17 protein-coding genes and 2 pseudogenes are annotated in these 17,250 nt (G+C 68.8%); 8 read left to right on the top strand and 11 right to left on the bottom strand.

Annotated elements, in window-relative coordinates; translation table 11 throughout:
- Positions 1-105 precede the first annotated feature (105 nt).
- Complete coding sequence (locus OHU74_RS35370; protein ID WP_371614085.1) at positions 106-801, bottom strand: hypothetical protein; 696 nt, start codon at positions 799-801, stop codon at positions 106-108.
- Positions 802-1,364: 563 nt separating this feature from the next.
- On the bottom strand, positions 1,365-1,670 hold the full coding sequence (locus OHU74_RS35365; RefSeq protein ID WP_371614086.1) for a DUF1330 domain-containing protein: 306 nt from the start codon (positions 1,668-1,670) through the stop codon (positions 1,365-1,367).
- A gap of 188 nt (positions 1,671-1,858) precedes the next feature.
- Between OHU74_RS35365 and OHU74_RS35360 the strand changes: the two genes are divergently transcribed.
- Both OHU74_RS35360 and OHU74_RS35355 read left to right on the top strand, forming a co-directional pair.
- The gene (locus OHU74_RS35360) at positions 1,859-2,761 is read left to right on the top strand and encodes a LysR substrate-binding domain-containing protein (protein ID WP_371614087.1); all 903 of its coding nucleotides are present in this window, start codon (positions 1,859-1,861) and stop codon (positions 2,759-2,761) included.
- Positions 2,762-3,161: 400 nt separating this feature from the next.
- Positions 3,162-3,994, top strand: a pseudogene (locus OHU74_RS35355) (IS5 family transposase).
- Positions 3,995-4,144: 150 nt separating this feature from the next.
- Here OHU74_RS35355 and OHU74_RS35350 read toward each other — a convergent pair.
- Positions 4,145-4,705: a TetR/AcrR family transcriptional regulator gene (locus OHU74_RS35350; RefSeq protein WP_371614088.1), complete on the bottom strand. Its 561-nt coding sequence runs from the start codon at positions 4,703-4,705 to the stop codon at positions 4,145-4,147.
- An 84-nt stretch (positions 4,706-4,789) separates the two neighbouring features.
- Between OHU74_RS35350 and OHU74_RS35345 the strand changes: the two genes are divergently transcribed.
- The gene (locus tag OHU74_RS35345) at positions 4,790-5,638 is read left to right on the top strand and encodes a patatin-like phospholipase family protein (protein ID WP_371614089.1); all 849 of its coding nucleotides are present in this window, start codon (positions 4,790-4,792) and stop codon (positions 5,636-5,638) included.
- 223 nt (positions 5,639-5,861) lie between these two features.
- Here OHU74_RS35345 and OHU74_RS35340 read toward each other — a convergent pair whose 3' ends face one another.
- The 4 genes from OHU74_RS35340 to OHU74_RS35325 form a co-directional block, all read right to left on the bottom strand.
- On the bottom strand, positions 5,862-6,806 hold the full coding sequence (locus OHU74_RS35340) for a hypothetical protein (RefSeq protein WP_371614090.1): 945 nt from the start codon (positions 6,804-6,806) through the stop codon (positions 5,862-5,864).
- Between the two features lie 378 nt (positions 6,807-7,184).
- Positions 7,185-7,748, bottom strand: a complete 564-nt coding sequence (locus tag OHU74_RS35335) for a dihydrofolate reductase family protein (RefSeq protein ID WP_371614091.1) — start codon at positions 7,746-7,748, stop codon at positions 7,185-7,187.
- 149 nt (positions 7,749-7,897) lie between these two features.
- Positions 7,898-8,380, bottom strand: coding sequence for a hypothetical protein (locus tag OHU74_RS35330; RefSeq protein ID WP_371614092.1), 483 nt, complete (start codon positions 8,378-8,380; stop codon positions 7,898-7,900).
- A 530-nt stretch (positions 8,381-8,910) separates the two neighbouring features.
- Complete coding sequence (locus OHU74_RS35325; RefSeq protein WP_371614093.1) at positions 8,911-9,405, bottom strand: hypothetical protein; 495 nt, start codon at positions 9,403-9,405, stop codon at positions 8,911-8,913.
- Between the two features lie 421 nt (positions 9,406-9,826).
- Here OHU74_RS35325 and OHU74_RS35320 point away from each other — a divergent pair, with 421 nt between their 5' ends.
- Positions 9,827-10,027, top strand: a complete 201-nt coding sequence (locus tag OHU74_RS35320; RefSeq protein WP_371619894.1) for a hypothetical protein — start codon at positions 9,827-9,829, stop codon at positions 10,025-10,027.
- A gap of 32 nt (positions 10,028-10,059) precedes the next feature.
- On the opposite strand, the pseudogene OHU74_RS35315 reads toward OHU74_RS35320, so the two are convergent.
- Positions 10,060-10,155, bottom strand: a pseudogene (locus OHU74_RS35315) (IS5/IS1182 family transposase); the annotation flags it as partial.
- A 146-nt stretch (positions 10,156-10,301) separates the two neighbouring features.
- Here OHU74_RS35315 and OHU74_RS35310 point away from each other — a divergent pair.
- Positions 10,302-11,081, top strand: a complete 780-nt coding sequence (locus OHU74_RS35310) for a hypothetical protein (protein ID WP_371614094.1) — start codon at positions 10,302-10,304, stop codon at positions 11,079-11,081.
- 207 nt (positions 11,082-11,288) lie between these two features.
- Here the strand turns inward: OHU74_RS35310 and OHU74_RS35305 are convergent, their stop codons facing one another.
- Positions 11,289-11,726, bottom strand: coding sequence for a hypothetical protein (locus OHU74_RS35305; RefSeq protein WP_371614095.1), 438 nt, complete (start codon positions 11,724-11,726; stop codon positions 11,289-11,291).
- 186 nt (positions 11,727-11,912) lie between these two features.
- Positions 11,913-13,424 (bottom strand): alpha/beta hydrolase family protein, encoded by a 1,512-nt coding sequence (locus OHU74_RS35300; protein ID WP_371614096.1) that lies wholly within the window; start codon positions 13,422-13,424, stop codon positions 11,913-11,915.
- Between the two features lie 259 nt (positions 13,425-13,683).
- On the opposite strand from OHU74_RS35300, the gene OHU74_RS35295 reads away from it, so the two are divergent.
- The 3 genes from OHU74_RS35295 (at position 13,684) to OHU74_RS35285 (ending at position 16,225) form a co-directional block, all read left to right on the top strand.
- Positions 13,684-14,838 carry a sensor histidine kinase gene (locus tag OHU74_RS35295; RefSeq protein ID WP_371614097.1) on the top strand — a complete coding sequence of 385 codons (1,155 nt, stop codon included), beginning with the start codon at positions 13,684-13,686 and terminating at the stop codon, positions 14,836-14,838.
- Positions 14,835-15,497 carry a response regulator gene (locus OHU74_RS35290; RefSeq protein ID WP_371614098.1) on the top strand — a complete coding sequence of 221 codons (663 nt, stop codon included), beginning with the start codon at positions 14,835-14,837 and terminating at the stop codon, positions 15,495-15,497. The genes OHU74_RS35295 and OHU74_RS35290 overlap by 4 nt, the downstream gene beginning before the upstream one ends.
- Positions 15,498-15,589: 92 nt before the next feature.
- Positions 15,590-16,225, top strand: coding sequence for a VOC family protein (locus OHU74_RS35285; RefSeq protein WP_371614099.1), 636 nt, complete (start codon positions 15,590-15,592; stop codon positions 16,223-16,225).
- A gap of 135 nt (positions 16,226-16,360) precedes the next feature.
- Here OHU74_RS35285 and OHU74_RS35280 read toward each other — a convergent pair whose 3' ends face one another.
- The gene (locus OHU74_RS35280; protein WP_371614100.1) at positions 16,361-17,191 is read right to left on the bottom strand and encodes a hypothetical protein; all 831 of its coding nucleotides are present in this window, start codon (positions 17,189-17,191) and stop codon (positions 16,361-16,363) included.
- Between the last annotated feature and the right edge of the window lie 59 nt (positions 17,192-17,250).

Below are 17,250 nucleotides of genomic sequence, written 5' to 3'. Positions count from 1 at the left end.
CACACGGTTCTCGCACGACCTGCGACACCTCAGCTCAGCGAGCCACCAATACCGCAACGGCCCTCCCCCTCAGCGACAGCGGGCATGCCCCCGCTCACGTCGGGTTCACGCCATGCGGGCACTCACGGTGCGTACCACCTCGGTCAGGACCTTCTGACGCCAGTTCTCCTCGGCCTGCGGGTATTTGCCGACGCCGTCCGCAGTCGACGAGCCGCTCACCTCGAACTCGTACGGGCCTTGATGGCAGACCATCGTGGCGGTCGTACCCTTGGTGTAGCACCCCGCCGCACCCAGCGAGTCCTTGAGGTCACGGAACTTCGTGGTGTCCTGGCCGGCCCGCTTCGCCTCGTCGTCGCGGTCCTCCGCGTAGGACGCCGCCACGAGAGCGGGATCGGCGACGGCCTTGAAGACGATGCGGATGTCGCTGTTGCGCTTGCTCTTGTACTTGGCCGGCAGCCCGAACCCGGTCTTGCACCCACCTGTCGGCACGTCGCCCGTAGTCCCCGGATCCGAGGTTTCGAGCGGGTTGAAGTTGATGACGGTCACCTTGACCGGCTCACGCTGGAAGTCCTTCGCCTGCGGCAGGATCGCGCGGATCTCCTCATCTCCCAGCACCTCGCACGCGTTGGGCCACTGAGCGAGGGGCAGCGACCCTCCACGTGCGGGCCGTGCCTCGAGCCGCGCACCGGACGGCTTCGCCGACCCGAACGTGAGCGAAGGCGGCTCGCTGCTACAGCCGGACAGCACGACCGCGGCGGACACGACGGCCGCGGCGGCCAGGACGGGATTCATTTTCGGCACGTCCAACTCCCCAATGCAGACACGGGGCATTCCCCCTCTTGGGGCCCAGTCTGGTCGGGTGCGCCGCTCCGTCCCTCCCGATCCCGTCAGCTTCCCTGTGATCTTCCCGACAGCGGGTCGCGTCGTACGGGGCCTGGCCGCACCGGTTGAGAAGCGGACGCTGGGCAAGCCCCTCTCGGCTGGCTTGCCTGGGGACTCCTGCCGCCGACTCCAGGCGGCGATCGTCATCGCCCTGGCGCCCACACCTCCTGCACTTCCTGCACCGCCTGCAGCACGTCGGACTCACCGGCTCGAAGCCCGACCAGGATGTCCCGCTGGTCGAGGGGATCCAGGGTGTGCTTCGGCCCGGCGATGTGGTCCTGGCGTCGACGAGGTCCGCGAGACAGTCCAGCTGCCCCGGACGTCGCGTCGCTTCTCCGGTCCGCCCGACAGGGATCAGGCCGTCGAGGACGTCGACGACGAACTGGGACGCGGGGCATCGCTTCGAACTCGTCTCGTGAGTCGTCGTTCAGCACCGTGCGCGTATCAGGTGACGGATGCTCAGCGATGGCTGGGCCCGCCTGTCAGTCGATGCCGTCGATGATGCGGAAGTCACGCTCGACGCCGTCGGGGAGGGCCGCCAGCGCCTTCTGGTATGCCTCGCTCTCGTATGCCGCGACGGCCTGTTCAAAGCTGTCGAACTCGATCAGAACGACGCGCTCCGTGATTCCGGCCTCGTGGGCGACGACTCGACCGCCACGGGACGGGATCCGGGACAGGACGCGCCCGCCCCCAGCCTGGACGGCCGGACCGGCCAGCTTGTCGTAGGCAGTCAGCCCCTCAGGGTCGGAAATGGCGGGGTAGACACTGACCCAGTAGCCCTTAGCCATGGAAACCTCCCGTGTTCGGCCGGACACGTCCGACTTCGAATTGACACTCAGATCGATCGATCCCGGCGACCGGTACTTCGGCCAGTTGAATCGTCATATGCGCAGGCTAGGGCTTGATGTGCCGTCGAGGGAAAGACCGGTACGGGATAGGCTCAGAACGGATCGTTATCAATCGGCAGGGAGGGCACGTGGCGCCGGATACGGTGAGCCTGCGGTACTTCCTGGTGCTGGCACAGGAGTTGAACTTCACCCGCGCGGCCGCACGGATCGGTATCGCACAGCCCGCACTCAGCGCCCGGATGCGCCGATTGGAGGCGGAACTCGGTACGGCCCTGCTGGTCCGCAACACGCGTAGCGTCGTATTGACCACGGCCGGTGCGGCTTTGGCGGAGTCCGCGCCGCCCGCCCTGGCGGCGCTGGACCGGGCATGGGACACCGCCCGGAGCGCGGCGGCCGGTGAACTGGGCACGCTGCGCATCGGATACAGCCTCAGCGCCGGGGCCGAGACGGCACCGGCCCTGGTGGACAGGCTGATTCGCGGCAACAGCGGACTCGAGGTCGGCGCGGTCCCGATGGCTACACCGGAGATCTCCCCCGCGGTCGCCGACGGCCGCATCGATGCCGGGATCACCCGCGGTGAACAGCCGGGCCGTGGCGTGCGCCGGTTCCTGCTGCGGCGTATGCGCGTCGGGGTCCAGCTGGCTCAGCACCATCCGCTGGCCGAACACCCGGAGATCGAGATCGCCGACGCGGCCGCGTATCCGCTGCGACTCCCGGACCGTGCGGCCAACCCCGTGATCCACGATCAGCTGTCCGCAGTGTTCCGAGACACCCGACCACACCCCCGATTCCACACGCCCGCAGTCTCTTTCGACATGTCTCAGCGCGACCTGCGCGACGGGATCACCCTCGCCCCGGCCGGAGAAGCCGCGGCCACGGTACAACCGGCCGGTCTCACCTGGCGACCGCTGCGGGGCGCGCCCAGCCTGACGATCCACCTGGTCCTCCCACGCGAGCAGTCGCCGCTGCACCGCCGCATCCGTGCCGTCGCCAAAACCCTGGCGCACGAGCTGCACTGGCTGCCGGACTGACGCGCAAGAGGTCAAGCGAGACGGACGCCTGCGGTGGCGAGGCCGAAGACCTCGCGCCCGGCGGACTTCGCGATGATGACGACGGCGATCTTGCTGAATGTCCGGCACGACCTCGTTACGCCGGCGGATCAGCATCCGATATTGCTCCCCGAGGCCGGAAATGGCCACGCTCCTGAGACAGAAGCATGGCAATCGGTGTGAGAATGAGCAGAGAGCAGCAGGCCACAGCGTCGGCATGTGACGCGCGTTCTGAGATCCCACACCACCGTCTCACCGGCAAACGTCTCGGTGTGACTTAGAGGCCACGCAGATGGGCGCGGTGGTGGTATCCCGACAGCAGAACAGGCACAGGTCTTGGCGATCATGGAGTTGCGACGCTCTGTGATCACCGGGGAGACCTGTGCCCGTACTTCCGTCATGGCTGACTGAACCACTCTGGGGTCAATTCGCCGCCCTGCTGCCCGAGCGACCGACCTACGCGGCGACTCATCCGCTGGGCTGCCACCGCCCACGCATCACCGACCGGGTCGTCTTCGACAAGATGCTGCAGCTCCTGCGATTCGGCTGCTCCTACCAGGCGATCGCCGACACGACCTGCTCGGCCACCACGATCCGCAACCGCCGCGACGAGTGGATCCGGCTCGGCGTCTTCGCCAAACTCAAGCAGATCGCACTGGAGTCCTACGACCGGATCGTCGGCCTCGTACTCGACCAGATCGCCGTCGACGGCTCGATCACCAAAGCCCCCGGCGGCGGCGAGGTCGCAGGACGGTCGCCGGTCGATCGCGGTAAAAAGGGCCTGAAGCGCTCGGGCATGACGGACGGCTATGGAATCCCGCTGGGTCGCGTGCTGGCCGGAGCGAACGTCACGACTCCCCGCTGCTCGCCCCGACCCTGGACGATCTGGGACCGCTGCCCGACGACATCACCGTGCACCTGGACGCTGGCTACGACTCGGACAAGACCCGTACCCTACTCGACGAACGCGGCCTACACGGCCGCATCGCGAGCAAGGGCGAGAAGGCGCCGATCCAGGCAAGTCAGAGGTGGCACGTCGAACGCACCCACGCCTGGCAGAACGCCTTCCACCGCCTCGCTCGCTGCTACGAGCGCCGCGCCTCCGCCATCGATGCCTTCTTCGACCTCACCGACACCATCATCACGGTACGTAGCCTGATCCGTCGGGCATGGACGACCCACCGATGGGACGAACGCCCGAACCGCCGCCCGTGACCAGACGCCACCTCTTGGGCGAAACCGACCCACGGCCGGCCCGATGCGATCGCGGCATCGCTCCGACTCGGCGGTTCCCGGCCCTGACATCGGGCCGGCTTGTGTCCTTTCCCGGGGTGATTCCACCCTGGCAAACCTTGCCAGGACCGTTCACTGGTTCAGGAGTTCAGCGAAGCGGTCCAGCGCACGATCGGTGCGGTGGCGGTCGCCGGTGGTTGTGAGATCGAACAGCAAACCCCGGACAACGGCCATGATCAACGTGGGCGTGACGGTGTCGTCAGGACTGGTGGAGACGTTGCGGAAGGTGGCGCCGAGAGTGTCGAACCAGCCCGTGATCGCCTGGCCCTGGTCGGGGTAGGTCTCGGGGTGGACCAGTCCGTCGGCGTGCACCTCGAAGAACAGCCGGACGAACGGCGCGCGTTCGTCTGCGCTGATCCACGCCCAGATGCCACGCAGTCGCTCCTGCACGGAGTCCGACTCCGTCGGACGGTGGTCGAACAGGCGCACCGCACCTCGGCGCCGGGCCTCGGCGAGGACCGCAGCGACCAACTCCTGTTTGCTGCCGAAGTCGTAGAGCAGCATCCGTGGGCTGGTGTCGAGGGCCGCGGCCAGTGGTCGCAGGCTCAGTCCGGCCAGACCGTGCGCCAGCACGTAGTCGGTCGCCCGGGCGAGTGTGCGCTCGCGACGGGCGGGATCTGCGGGTCGCCCCACGGTGGATCTCCTCTCGGGAACTCGGAGCCGAACAGCGTTGGCGAGTATATGGTACGACTGTTTCAATAACGAGGGGAGACCACCTTGCACACCTTCGACCGAGCGCTCGTCCTGGGTCCCGGGGGTCACGTCGGCACAGCCTGGATGGCCGGGCTGGCCTACGGGTTGCGCCGCGATGGCGTGGATCTGGGCGAGGCCGACCTGATCGTCGGGACGTCGGCAGGCGCGATCGTCGGAGCGCTACTCGCCACTGGGCAGAACCCGGGGCGGATCGCGACTTCGGCTCGCCCGGACGCTCACCGGCTCAAGGCGGACCCTGCGCGGATGGGCGCGGTGTTTGCCGTACTGGGCGACCGCAGCCTGGAACCCGGCGAGGCCAGGCGTCGCGTCGGCCGGCTCGCGCTCGACAGCACCGACCCCCAGGCCGAGGAGGCGCTGATCGCGGGGCGCGCCGCCTTGATCGGTGCGGACGCGTGGCCGGAGCGGCGACTGCTGATCGCCGCCGTGGACGCAACCACCGGTGAGCCCGTGGTGTGGGACCGCGACAGCGGCGTGCCGTTGGTGCACGCGGTGGCAGCGAGTAGCGCCTTCCCCGGGGCCGCGCCGCCCGTTGCCATCGACGGCCGACGGTACATGGACGGTGCGCTGCGATCGGGCCCCAACGCCGATCTCGCGGCCGGAGCCCGCACGCTGGTCGTGGTCGAGCCGATGGCCCACCTGTTTCCCCGCGAGCCACTCAACCAGCAGCTGGCGGCCGTGGGGGCAGACACCGTGGTGACCATCAGCCCCGATCCGGCCTCAGTGCGCGCTTTCGGCTCGGACATGGGCGACCTGGCAGTCTGGGAACCAGCCTACCAAGCGGGTCTTCGCCAGGCCGGCGACATCGACGCGCAACTCCGCTCCATGTGGAGTGCAGAAGCCGACGCGGGCTGACCGCCGATCAGGTCGGTGATGCGTGAGCGGTGGCAGCCCAGCGGATGACTCTCCCCGTAGGCCGACCCTCCGGCAGCACAGGCGCAGGTCCCCGGTGATCACAGAGCGTCGCAACTCGATGATCACCAAGACCTGTGCCTGTCTTACTTCCGGGGTAGCCCCACCACGCCTATCTGCGCTACCTCTTAGCGCTGTACTTGGCCCGTATGGCCAAATAGCGCGCTCAAACGCGGGGCCACCGGACGGGATGGCCACCGGGCGCACCGGTGAGCCAGGAGCCGTCGCCGAGTGGCACCAGCTCGTACGGATTGCTCACCTCGACGGTGACTTCGCCGCTGGTCGTGCCTGTGCGCACGTCGACCAGGTGGTAGCGGAACCACTCCTCCTCGTCCTGGCTCTCGCCGCCCAGAGTGACGATGGCCGTGTCCTCGGTCAGGTAGCCGCCGCTCCATTCCACGAAGGCCTCCTGCGGGTCATGCCCGAAGGCCTCGATGGGGAGCGTGAAGAGCACGTCTCCGCTGGGGTGGTCGTGAAAGGCGACGTCAGACTGCCCGTGGTCGACGGTCATGAACTGCTGCCCGGACGGCGCCAGGTCGATCAGGCAGCGGTCCGCCCACGGGTACGTCACGAACTCCGACTCGCTGTCCGCCCCGGCCGTACCCCGGACAATGACGGAGCCGTCCTGGCCCTCACCGATGTCGAGGTAAACGCTGCCGTCCACGGGATGCACGTGGTGGAAGGCGCCGTGCCCGACCGTCTCCAGTTCCCGGCGGGCGCGAACCACACCGCTATCGGCGTCGTGCACGACCCACTGGTCCCCGCCCCCGCGTCCCGCCATCGCGTCCGGCCGGTAGACCCACACCGTCCGGCCGTCCAGAGACAGTGCACAGCCAGGCCGGTGGCCATGGCGTACGTCGGAGTACGGTTCGAAGTCCGAAGCCCACATAAGGTCGCCGGCGCGAGTGAGGCAGACGACACCGTTCAGCGTCGTGTACACGACCCGCTCCAGATCCTGCCGGACCACCGACGCCACTACCTCGTCGCCATCCCGCGGCTGGAACACCGCTGCGGGCTCCAGCGTCCCGTAGACGCCGGCGCCCACGACGTATCCGTGGATCAGCCCGTCGAGGTGACGCGTGATGACCTTCGGTGACGGCTCAGCAATCATCCGCTGAGGCTAACGCCCCGGTCAGGCCGCTCAAGTTCCGGGGCGGTGCTCCTGTGCCATCGAAGATTGATCTTGTGCCATCGAAGATTAAGCGGCCTGTGTCACTCTGCTGTAGGGGCTGCTGTAGGGGCTGCTGTAGGTTCTCGAAAACCGCGCCGTATCCTCAGCGCTAACCGCATATCGGCGCCATTATGGCGTTGCGCTGAGACGAGCAGATCAAGATGCCCGCCTTTACGGTGTCCCGTGGATGGGCCCCGCTTCACGGGTCGATCAGCAGCTGGTCTTGGTGCCGCCCGTGTCGGCGGTGCAGGTGTCGTTGCCCAGGCCGCCGTTGGCGGTGTCGCCGCCGGCGCCGTCCTGGCTGTTTCGTCTGGGCGCTCAGCGCCTCGTCTCGTATCTGGTCAGGATCACGCCGCAGGCAAGCGTCCGCGTCTCCACCAGGTTCAGGTTCACCCAGTTGTCCAGCGCGGTGAAGAACGGCGTGCCGCCGCCCACCAGGACCGGAGCGGTGGCCAGCACGTACTCGTCGATCAGCCCGGCCCGCATGGCCGCCCCGGCGAGCGTCGCGCCGCCGATGTCCATCGAGCCGCCGTCCTCGGCCTTGAGCCGGGTGATCTCGGCGACCGCGTCGCCCGTGACCAGGCGGGTGTTCCAGTCGACCTTGTCGATCGTCGAGGAGAACACCACCTTCGACATGTCCCGCCAGCGGCGCGCGAACTCGACCTCCGCCGGTGTGGCGCCCGGCTGCTGGTCGCCGGTCGGCCAGTAGGAGCTCATCGTCTGCCACAGCTTGCGTCCGTACAGCGTCAGGTCGGTCGCCTGCAACTGGTCGGACCAGAACTGGAACAGCTCGTCGCTCGGCACGCTCCAGCCGATGTCGTCGCCGGGCGCGGCGATGTAGCCGTCCAGGGTCACGTTCATGCCGTAGATCAGTTTCCGCATGACGCCAGCCTTCCGTGAGTCGGTCTCACGCGTACAGACCGACGCGGCGCGGAAAAATTCATCGGGGGCATCCACTGTGCTGACGCCCCCTGGCATCCGTGGCGTGATGTGTCCGGATCGGCGAGCCGTCGGCCACCGGGGCGCGCTACTCACACGACGCCGGTGAACCTGTCTTGCACATAGACCTTCCTCGCCTCGTCGTCGCGTTCGGAAGCCAGGTACCTTGACCAGGCTTGCGCTTCGTGCCAGACGGCACCCATTTCCCACACGCAGAACGTGCCCCGGTGGTTGCCCGGCCAGGTATGCAGCTGGAAGGGGCCGTCGTTCTTGGCGAACACCGTCTCCCAGAGCTCGTTCTCTCCACGCCAGGTTTGCACCAGCAGGAACGAGAACGTCGGGGTGCACTTGTGGAGGATCACGAAGCCCAGCTCGTCATCGAATGACAGTTCTGTGGAGACGAGGAAGTCGCGGGCCTGCTGGCGTTCCTCCTCGGAAAGTTCCAGATCGGCCCGGCGCAGGTCGTACCACTTCAGATAGGCGCCGGGCAGACGCAAGTCGTCCGCAGGAGTCACCAGTTTCGAGACGTGGCGATAGGTATCGGCGACACTGCCGCCGCCAGGAAGAGGAGTCATGCCGGAAACCTAGCCTGGACAGCGCTCCGGCCACCCTCCAGGCCCGGCACGGCACCTCGCCGCGTTTGTCGGACCCCGCAAGTACGTCCATGACATGACGGTGCCCCAGCAGCCTGGCTGCCGGGGCGCCGTCATGTGTCAGCGGTCCCTGCGGGCCATCTTCCCGTCCACGAGTTCCACGACCGATGGCCGTTGGTCGACGGAGATCTGGCCGAGTGGGCGCAACCCGTACTGCTTCTACACCTTGTTGCACGAGAACAAGTGACCGGTCACGACCTGACCCACCTCGTAGTGGTCATCGCCATCGATGTACACGACGTCGATGAACCCCACATGCGACAGTCCCAGATCCACCGTTGACCATACAAACCTTCTCCGAACGTGCACGGAATGCCCAGGCCACCGATCCCATCCGCGTCTCCCGGAAGTCGTGCGACGCTGAATGATGCGGGCGCGCCGGCCCTCGGCCGGGCTGACGTAGCAGACTTCGAATAGGGCCGACGGAGTCCGCTACGGCGAGGACACGGACATCACGAAGGACCCTTGCGGAACCGCTTGGCGAGCGCTGGGTCCGTCTCCCACCACAGACCGGTCCCGCTTTGCTCCTCCTCCACACCCGGGACGTCCTGGGTGCTCCGGAGCTCGGCGCCTCCGAAAACCCGCACCCGGAACAGCAGGCCGGGGACGGCGTAGAACAGTGCGCCGGTCAGCAAAATTGTGGCGACTACATAAAACGCGGGCACTGAGATGCCGGCCAGAAGCGGAAGCAGAATGGCAGCCTTCAGCCCAGTCCCTTGTGCCGCAACCAGGACATCCTGCCCCTCCGCCACGTCCACGGTTACAGTGTTGGAGCGGGTGCGATCCCTCCCGGTGACCCGAACCTCGTGCGTGCCGACCGCCACAAAGAACCGTGCGGTGGTCCCCTGGTCGACCCGGCCAACCGTCATCTTGTCGACGACCACACTGAACGCCCCTGCCCGGCCGAGCCCTGGCTGTTCCGCACGCACCACGACCGTCCCGGTCATGAGTCCCCCCTCATTTGGCTGATCACTTGAGAATTCCCGGCAATGACAGGGCGGTATCCGAGGCCCCGGATGAGCCGTTCTGCAGAGGCATTTCACCGATCGGCCCCATTCGGAGAGATCGGGGCCGCCGACCTGCTACGCCGACCGCAATCCGGCCTGTACGGCGCCTACGACCCTGCGGCCACCGACGGCCGCCAGGCCCTCGCGGGCCTGGTCTACGCGGAGGCAGCGTTCACCCCGGGCACTGTGAAGGTCCCGGCTGCCCTGGCCGAAGGGGCCGACCCCACCGCTACCGGGAACGTCGTAAGTTACCTACAGCGGCACACCCTTAAAGAGCGTTCTATCCCGTAGGTGGTGTTTGGTGAGGCGGCTGCTCGGGGTTGTGGTGTGGCTCGGATCGACTGAGGGGTTCAATGCGGGTATGGAGAACACCTTGTGGGACAGACTCTCGGTCGATGTCCGGGTGGAGGTGGACCGCCTCATTGCCGCCGAGCGGGACGTGCAGGCCATTACGTTGATGCGCGAGCGCGCTGAGCTGCCTCGACCAGGGTTGCGTGATTGCGTGGATGTGCTGAATCAGCGGTTCGCGGTGCTGCGGGAGCGGTCGGTGAGCCCCGGGTGATGTCGGGTATCGCGTTCAGGCATCGCGCCGGTCGGGGTGGATTCACGCGTGAGCCGGCGGCTGATGAGGTCGATCATCGCTGTGCGGATCATGGCTTCGGAGCGGTGGGGGTGGGTTTCGGAGTCGCGGGTGGCCGGTATCGGCCCGGCCGTCGGGATGTGGCCGTCAGGCCGTTGACCAGGTGCCGCTTCGACGGAGGATGGGGGAAGGTAGCGGGTCTGCGTGGTGAAGTGTGGGCCTCTGACAACTCCGACAGCAGGGAGCGTTTCTTCCGATGACCGCACAGCCCGCACGCCCTGAGCGCAGGGGTCCCAAGACCGCCTCGGTCATGGATGTCTCGCCGTTCAAGCCATCTCTCGTCAAAGCGGTTTTCAGGGACGTGACCCCGATGCACGTATCTCGGTCGGCCGCGTGGGCCGCCGCGTCGGTGACGCGGACAGTGCTGACGGAGATCATCGACGGCGCGCGGAGAGCGGCGGAGGAGGAAGCCCGGAAGAAGCTGTTTCCCGGGGACCTTGTCTCGGCGATCGGCCGGAACGTCGAGATCGAGGTGGGGTGCGGATGGTACGACCACAGCCCGACGTTCAAAGGCCTGACCGGTGTCCTGTACGACGCCGAGGGTGTCATCGTGCCTTCTCGTAAGCGCAGCAGGTCGCGCAAACCGAGTGCTGTGGTCGGCGCCCACAGGTTCGAGGTCGGGGTCAAGAAGCTGCTGCGGAGCCAGGGAGCGACGGCCGTCCCAGCGATGGTCCGCGACCTGGACGGAATCGCGAGCGTGTTCCTCACGGACCTCGCCCGGGATGCGGCCATGGTCGTCCGCGAGGGCGGGGTCAAGCATTTCGGTACGGTCACCCTAGTGATGGCGGGCGAACCGGCCCCACCCCCATTCCTCAAGGATTCCCTCCGGGCCCTGTCCACCCGCAGGGGGGACGGGCGGACCATCGGCAGGGATGACATCCTGGCCGCCACCACGATTCAGTTGTTCGGCGGCAACCTGAGGCAGCGAGCGCTCACTGAGGCACGCGAGGCGACACAGAACGCTTTGGCCGACTGAGCGCGTGCGACCAACATCGCCGCCTGCACCCTCATCTGCTACCGCAACAGCTCGCCGAAGTGTGCGCGGGAGACACCGGACAGAGCAGGATGGGAGCAGGCCGCACGGGCCCAGGTCAGCTTCACAACTCACCCGACTCGTGCGGCCCGTCTCATGTCACGGTCCCCAGGCCCGCATGACCGACCCGCTGTGACAGTGTCGGCCCTGTCAGCTGTCTACCGGCAGCAGCTTCTTGATCGCCGCGACGGCGGCCTGAGGTTCGTCGACGTGGCAGCGGACCGTATGAACCTCCGCGCGCTGCCCCAACAGACTTACGGTGGTGACTGGTTGGGTCAGCTCGATAGTGATCGAGGTCTGCGACGCGATGGCCACGTCCAGCACGCCGCCCTCGGACTTGTTCGCGTCCGGGAAGCGGAGGTCATAACGGGCGGACGCGATCCGTTCCAAGGGAATCCGCAGATCGAGCCGTGCACCGCGCCGCACCCGCAGCCCACCCGGCCCCACGACGTGTGGGCGTGTGACTGCGGCGGCGTGCAGCCCCAAGACCAGAAGCACCGTGTAGAGGTCGAGAAGCAGCATGACCAGGTGGGCGACCGGATGCGCGGCGAGCATGAAGGACACCCCGACCGTCTCGACCACGAACACGAATCTCCGTGCTCCAGCCGTCCATGAAGATCACCATCATGCGTGCTCCGTGCGTGCAAGCCGTCCTACGACTCGTCGTTGGCGCATGCTCAGTGGGCGGTGATCGAGCCCGCCGCTTCGCCGACAACCTCAAGAACGAGTGATCACCCGATTACCCAACACCTTCTTGCCCGCGTGCTCGGCCAATCACGGGGTCGGCCTCGCAGTTCCCCGAGCCCCTGATGGTGAGACCGCGTAGACCTTCCCGTAGGCCCGGAGGGTTTCGGCCGGGTCGCCGGGGTGGCCTCGCAGGACGGCGTCCAGGAAGGCGAGGGTGGCTCCGGCGACGACGCGCGGGCTCTCGGTGCGGCCCAGGGTGCCGACGATCGAGGGCACCGGCGGCAGGTAGAGCGGGCCGTCCATGAAGGTGAGGTGCCCGGCGCCGGGGACGGCGAGCCGGTAGCTCGTCGCGGTGCCGTGCTCGAGGGCGTCGGTGAGGCGGGGCAGGTAGCGCGGGTCGGTGCCGGTGGTGATCTCCTGGGTGAGCGCGAGCGCCGGCTGCTCGAGCGCGGGCGCGGTGGGGCCGTGGGGGTAGCCGTCCAGGTCGACGACTGCGCCGAACCGGCGGTCCTGCCGGGCCGCCTGCAGGGCGGCGGCACCGCCCAGGGAGTGGCCGGCGACCGCAGCGCGGCCGGTGTCCAGGCGTCCGGTCAGCGGGTCGGCGGTCTTGCCCCGGTCCAGCCGTTCCAACTGGGTGAGGACGAAGCCGAGGTCGGCGGCCCGGACGGCGGTCCAGCCCGCCGCCAGTTCCTCGTCCCGGTCCCGGTCCCCGCTGGAAGCGGTCGTGGCGCGGATCGTGCGGCCGTCCGCGAGGACGACGACGGCGGAGTCGTACGGGTGGTCGAGGGCGGCGACCAGGTAGCCGTGGCTGGCCAGCTCCTCCGCCCAGGCGGTGTTCTGGGCCCGCACCCCGCCCGACCCCGGGGAGAACACGACGACCGGGAACCGTTCTCCCCCACCGGCCACCGGGGCGTCGACGACCGCACGGCTGCGAGCCCGCGGGACGCCGTCGATCAGGAAGCCGGGCAGGCCGACCCCGCCGGCGAGGGCCTCGGCGACGGTGCGCGCCTCCTGCTCCGTGCGTCCCAGGTACTGGGCCCGCTGGGTGCCGGCGGGGCTCTTCTGCGCGGGGTACCAGAGCTGGGCCACGACCGTGCGCCGGTCGTCCGGATCGGCGGTGAAGCTCTCGGGGCGGAGCGGGTCGGTCCACTGCACCACCCGGGTGCCGACCGCGAAGCCGCCCGACGGCTCGGGGAACTCTGGGACGGGGAAGGCCCAGGCCGCGACCGGGCCCATGGCGATCAGGCCGGCGCAGGCCAGCGATCCCGGCAGGGCCAGCCACCAGCGGGCCCGCCACGCCGGTCGGCCGGTACGGCGTCGCAGCAGGGGCGGGAGGGCAAACGCCGACGCCAGGGCGGCGCCGGCCAGGACCGGCAGCAGCTGCCAGCGGGTCCCCACCACGCCCAGCACGGTCGCGGACGCCACGAGCACCGCCCCCGCCCCGATCGTGACGGGCCGGCGGGCGGCCGGGGGGAGCCAGCGCGCCGCCACCAGCGCGAGGGCACCCAGCAGGGCGAGGACTTCCGGAAGGGACATCGACAGCCCCGTGATGGTTTCGGTCACCCGGCCATGCTCGACGCCCGGTCCGCGCCGCCGCATCGGTCCCGGGTCGCCGCCGGTTGCCACTCCGGTCGCAACCCGGGCGGGCCGCGGTGCGACCGGAGTGGCAACCGGTCACGCCCGTCCGGCGGCCGATCTGCGACCGCGGGAGGTGGTGGGCCTCCTCCTCAGGTCGTACCCCGGCAGGGTGCGGTCGGACGGTGGGCTCATGCGCGCCGCCGCCCCCGCGGCCTAGGCTCCGGCCGTACGCGCTGACGGTCCCGGTCGGGCCGCCACGACGACCGGTCGACGGGGAGGTGTGACGGTGCGCCACCGGGACCGTGTACCGCCCCTGGTGTGGGACGCGGCGCTGCCGATCCTTCTCGTCCTCAACGTCGTGACCGCCTACCCGGCGCGGGAGCTGCCGGTGGCCGCGGCGCTCACTGCCGCCCTGGCGCTCCCCCTGCTGTGGCGGCGCCGGGCCCCGCTCGCGGTGTTCGGCGCCGTGGCGGCAGCGGCCTTCGTCCAGTGGCTGATGGACGTCCAACTGCTCGCGGACGTAGCCCTGCTGGTGGCCCTCTACACGGCGGCCGCGCACACAGGCCGGCGCGGCACGCTCCTCGCCGGTGCCGTCGTGGAGGGCGGAGCGGTGCTGGCCTGCTTGCGCTGGGTACCGGACGGCGCGTTCCTGACCCCCTTCGTCGCGCTCTCCGCGACGGTCGTCGCCGCCGCCGTCCTCGGGGTGAACGTGCGGACCAGCCGGGCCTACGTCGCCGCCGTGCAGGAACGGGCCGAACGGCTGGCGCTGCACCAGGAGCAGCAGGCACGGCTGGCCGTCGCCGAGGAGCGGGCCCGGATCACCCGAGAGATGCACGACATCGTCACCCACAACCTGTCCGTCATGGTCGCGCTCACCGACGCCGCCGTCTACGCCCAGCACAGGTCCCCGGACCGGGCCACCGCCGCGATGCTGCAGATCTCCGAGACGGGCCGGCAGGCGCTGACCGACATGCGGCGCTCGCTGGGCGTCCTGCGGACCGGCGAGCGGGACGCGGAGCGCCACCCGCCGCCCGGCATCGCCCAGCTGAAGGCTCTCACCGACCAGATGGGCGCCGCGGGGCTACCGACCCGCATGGAGCTCCGCGGCGGCCACAACCACGTCCCCGCCACCGCACAACTCACCGTCTACCGTCTGGTGCAGGAAGCCTTGACCAACACCCTCAAGCACACACCCGCCGGCACCCGCGCGACGGTCCTGGTCGAGTGCTCGGCCCAGGCCGTCGGCGTGGAAGTCACCGACAGCGGCCCCCGCCCGGCGCGGCCCGCCGCCGCACCGCCCGGCCACGGCATCCCCGGCATGCGCGAGCGCGCGGCCGCCTACGGGGGCACGCTGCAGGCCGGACCGCTTCCGGGCGGCGGCTGGGGCGTCCGTACCCGACTCCTCCTCAACGGCGGCGGGACGGCCTCCGCATGACGATCCGCATCCTGATCGCCGACGACGAGGCGCTGCTCCGGATGGCCTTCGGCACGGTCCTGGAGGCCCAGCCCGACATGACACCGGTCGGCGAGGCCGCGGACGGCGCCCAGGCCGTCCGCCTCGCCCGGGAGCTGCGGCCCGATGTCGTCCTCATGGACGTCCGGATGCCCGGGACGGACGGGATCGAGGCGACCCGACAGGTCGTCGAGGTCTCCCCGCAGAGCAGAGTGCTGATCCTGACCACCTTCGACCTGGACGCGTACGCCTTCGACGGCCTCGCCGCCGGAGCCTCGGGCTTCCTTCTGAAGAACACCAGGCCGGAGGAGCTGCTCACCGCGATCCGCAACGTCGCGGCGGGCGACGCGGTGCTCTCCCCGCGGATCACCCGGCGCCTGCTGGAGGACTTCCGTCTGCACCTGCCCGACGGCGGCGCCGCCGTCCTCGACGAGCGGCTGGACCGGCTGAGCGCCCGTGAGCGCGAGGTGCTCGTCGAGGTCGGCCGCGGCCTGTCCAACGCCGAGATCGCGGCCGCGCTGTACCTCGCGGAGGCGACCGTGAAGTCCCATCTGGGGCGAATCCTGCACAAGCTCGAACTCCGCGACCGGATCCAGGCCGTGGTCTTCGCCCATGACAACCGCCTGGTCCGACCGGCCTGAGATCCGCTCCACGACTGAATCCACGGCGGACGTGGCCGGGGCGGCGGGCGTGGCGTCGGGATTCGTACGGGTTGTCAGGTCATGATGGCGCAGTGCGACTTGATCACGTGTCCTATGCGGTGGCCCGCGACAGCTTCGTCTCGACCGTTCAGTGGATCGGATCGGCCCTCGGCGCCGGGTTCGTCGACGGGGGTGTGCACCCGCGATTCGGCACCCGCAATTTCATTCTCCCGCTGAGCGGCGGCACCTACGTCGAGGTCGTCACCACACTCGACCACCCCGCCGCCGACCGCGCACCCTTCGGCCAGGCGGTCGCGCGCCGCGCCGCCGAGGGCGGCGGCTGGCTCGGTTGGGTGGTCTCCGTCGACGACATCACCCCGGTCGAGGCCCGCCTCGGCCGCACCTCGGCCGAGGGCCACCGTGTCCGCCCCGACGGGTTCGACCTGAGGTGGAAGCAGATCGGCCTGCTGGAACTGCTGGAGGACCCACAACTGCCCTACTTCCTCCAGTGGTCGGTCCCCATCGAGGAGCGCCCGAGCGCCGACCCGCGCACCCCCACCACCATCCACGGGGTCTCCATCGCCGGCGACGCCGCCTCCATCGCCGAATTCCTCGGCGAACCGGCCGACCACCCTCTCGACCAGATCGACGTCACCTGGGTCGAGGACGAGGAACCGGGTCTGGTCTCGGTCGAGTTCGCCACCGCCCACGGCCCCGTCACGATCTGACCAGAGCCCGACTGCCCCGCGGGAACAGCCGGCTGCCACTCGCGGTAGCGGTGCAAGTGCGATCCCCGAATGGGCGACACCTCCTCCACCGCTGGGACGTGCCACAACGCTGGCGGGGACAGGGGCCTTGCGACGTTAGGGTGTCCACATATCCAAGTAGATCTCAGAGCCTTCGGGGTGAGGTGGCACCGCCATCTCTCGTTCGAGTTTCAGCCAGCGATCGACTTTCTCGTCATACGTCCACCAAGGGATCTCAGGCCGAGGGGCGTCACCGTAGGGCAAGAGCTCCATCTCTCTGGCCATCCTCAGCAGCTCGTAAGCCGTTGCGGTCCCTACCTTGAGTAGCTTCTCGGCCTGCCGGATACCGTCGGAGACCGGAAGCCCGGCGTACTGTGCGGTCCGGACCGAACGGGCGACGATTTCGATGCGAGGCAAGTAGTAGTTGTGCCATCGAGGGTGCATCCGCTTCTTGAGGTCCTCCCGGAGCCTCAATACCTGATACGCAACTGGATAGCGTTGCCGTTCCTGGGTGACCTGCCGGACGTAGTCCTGGGGGACGGGACCGGCAGGACCAGGGCTCCAGCCGCTTGGCTTCCAACGCCACGTTCCGTCACTGGTAATGGCGACGAGGTGCGGCACCATGGCGAGCGCACGGATGAGCGGTTCGATGAGATCGGCGAGCACCCTGGGGTGGTCCGCAGCGCACGGCACTCCGAGAAGGGGCATCCCGTTCGATGCGACGAAGGTTCCGTTCTCCACCTCGAAGGCTGTGCACGCGTCGATCTCTGACCCGTACTCCGGGGTGAGGTTCAACCGGAACCGCCGAGGAAAGAAAGCTCCGGCAACGGGGACGAGATTGTCCCGACACCACACCTCCTCCTCTCCTTCATGAAAAGTCGTACTGACGAAGATCCCTGACCAGAGGTTCTCCAGATAGTCGGGCTGATTCCTCAGAGAGACATCCATGGCGGCAAGGTACCGATGCCTGGGACGGTGAGGTTGGAAATGAGCCGGATGGCTCTTGA

The sequence above is a fragment of the Streptomyces sp. NBC_00454 genome (assembly GCF_041434015.1).
GTDB lineage: Bacteria > Actinomycetota > Actinomycetes > Streptomycetales > Streptomycetaceae > Streptomyces.
Note: the sequence above shows the minus strand (reverse complement) of the source record. Positions and strands in the feature narration are given on the sequence as shown.